Source organism: Caballeronia terrestris (genome assembly GCF_001544515.1).
Lineage (GTDB): Bacteria > Pseudomonadota > Gammaproteobacteria > Burkholderiales > Burkholderiaceae > Caballeronia > Caballeronia terrestris.
Window position 1 is genome coordinate 1 of record NZ_FCOL02000289.1, and the last position, 2200, is coordinate 2200.

The window sequence follows — 2200 nt, forward strand, 5'->3', positions numbered from 1 at the left end:
GACGTGTATGCCAATTTGCGCGGCTTCGAGCGCGTTGATGGAGCAACTCAGGGCGGCGCTCGCGTCACGCGTCGCAGAGGTTGGCGCGATCGCCTGATGCGCGCATGCGTCCGTTCATGCGGAGGACTGCTGGACACGGATGCTCGGGGCGGTCAGAACGAGGCCAGCCACGTGCTCTGTGGCGAATGCTGGCGCCCCGCCACGCGTGGCTCTCGCGTCACGCAAGTCCCTTTGCGCGGCGGCCACCTCCATCTCTTGTACAACACCGACACGTTTCCAATGTCCATCGAGGCGGGCGGTCTTCCCAAGTCTCGTGACCCAGCGTTAGATGGCTACCAACCTCGGATTCAGCTCGATATGCAGTACGACGAGCCATCGCTTTGGACAATCAACAGAGATTGCGAGTGCTCGGCCCGTCTTATCGGCGGGAGTGACGCAGCCCCTTTCGCGAGCGAAGAGGTACGCGCGCCGTGCATCCGCCTGAAGCCAAAAGCTCACAAAACCGCACGTAGCGAAGCTGAACAACGAGGTGACGGAAGGTAGTACGCCCGGATCGATCTGCTGCACGACGTACACGAACGCCGAAGTCAGGATTTGATTCGCCAAAATGACGACGAAAATGACCTTTGCCAATCCCTGAGCCGCATGGCCGAATTTTGTTTCAATATGCCTGCGTTCTTTTTGAATGACGGCCATCGATGCGCTTCGAAATCGCCTCACGCCGCACGAGCACTGCCAGCATGGCTCAGTTCAATGCGATGCGACCACGTAGCGCGCGCACGATAGGCGATCGCTGGTTTGCTCAGTATCGCGCTGTTGTAGCGCTTGCCCGGGAATCTGACGAACTCGGTGATGCGAAACCCCTGGCCGCGATAGAACGCCATCAGATGAGCCGCGGGCTGCGGCGTATCCAGTGCCAGTTCTGCATACCCGCGGGCAGCCACCCAGTGCTCCGCGAAAGCGAGCATCAGCTTCCCGATTCCCCTCCCCTGATGTGCGGGATCGACACCAAACTGGCGAATGCTGGCGACGTCACCCCTGCCGTAAAGCTCGCAGCAGGAGTACGGGTCGCGTACATACAAGGTCATCGTTCCGACTATCCGGCCTTTGCATACCGCGATATAGCAAGTGCCTCGAGCCACCCGCTCGCGGGTGAGCGCGACGGACTGGTCCACACACGTGCAATTGAGGCCCATCTCGCCAAGCGGCGCAAACGCTCGATGCAGCATTCCGGTCAATTCGTCAAAAGAATCGCGTGCGGGATCGAAACGTCTGAGCATCACGTGACATTGACCGCGCGCCACATACGTAATCGAGAGGCGGCTCTTTCGCGTATCGCATCGATTCAGAACAGGGTGCGGGTCAGGTTCGGGTTTGTTACTGAGAGGGATCATTTCGGAAGGCATTTTGAAGCGCACATTTCAGTCGATAAGGCATCGGTGCGAACACAGATGTGCCGGCTAATGGAGCATCGTCACCGGCGCGCGGGTGAGCCGCCACAGCCTGGCCAGGATCCACCATCGGCTTAAAAATCCCAGGTGACTTGCATCGACCAGCACGACGTCGGATTGCTTCTCCGCAGCGCGCGCGGCGATCGTCTCGGCCACCGGGCCAAATAGACGTATCCAGTGGTAGGGAACGCCCGCGTCGTCGAGGATCGCGCATGTCTGGGTCAACGCATCGAGCGTCACAAGTCTATGCTGCAGGCGTGCGGCGTGAGAATGAAATGCGGCGGTTCGTCCTTGATCCAGCGGCTCGAGCACTTCTACCAGCTCGACCTCGGAGACGCAGCGCTCGGCGAATAAAAACGCCGCGTGGCGGGCGGCCTCAAGGGCGCCGTCATGATGAACTACCGGTATGAGCAACCGTAACATGTGACCTTCCGTTCGACATCGACCTGCGTATGCTTCTATTTCAGCAGATCGGCTATCAAGTCTCCGAAGAGATTTGGAAGGGCAGCATAAAAATGTTGTCAACGCGGCTCGACGAGCGCGAGTTTGACGAGATCATCGACTGGTGTGTTGAGGCTTCGCGCGAACTCGCGCATCCTCTGCGCGACCCGCTTCGCGTATCCCTTGCCGCCGCCGCTGTAACGTCTCAAAGCGGAACTCAAATCGCCTCCGGTCGCATCGAGATAGTCGCGTAGGATCAAGGAGCCGATTCGCACGTTGTCAGCGGGGTCCGATAGATCCGTGGCGGT

4 protein-coding genes are annotated in these 2200 nt (G+C 59.5%); all 4 read right to left on the reverse strand.

Translation table 11 applies throughout. The features are described 5' to 3' along the window. Positions 1–324 precede the first annotated feature (324 nt). Complete coding sequence (locus tag AWB67_RS36630; RefSeq protein ID WP_087660716.1) at positions 325–696, reverse strand: hypothetical protein; 372 nt, start codon at positions 694–696, stop codon at positions 325–327. A 20-nt stretch (positions 697–716) separates the two neighbouring features. Next, positions 717–1280 carry a GNAT family N-acetyltransferase gene (locus AWB67_RS36635; RefSeq protein WP_235025576.1) on the reverse strand — a complete coding sequence of 188 codons (564 nt, stop codon included), beginning with the start codon at positions 1278–1280 and terminating at the stop codon, positions 717–719. Positions 1281–1460: 180 nt separating this feature from the next. Next, complete coding sequence (locus AWB67_RS36640) at positions 1461–1874, reverse strand: universal stress protein (RefSeq protein WP_087660718.1); 414 nt, start codon at positions 1872–1874, stop codon at positions 1461–1463. A gap of 98 nt (positions 1875–1972) precedes the next feature. Beyond that, a partial coding sequence (locus tag AWB67_RS42705; protein ID WP_143328482.1) for a lysozyme family protein occupies positions 1973–2200 on the reverse strand: 228 nt, incomplete at its 5' end.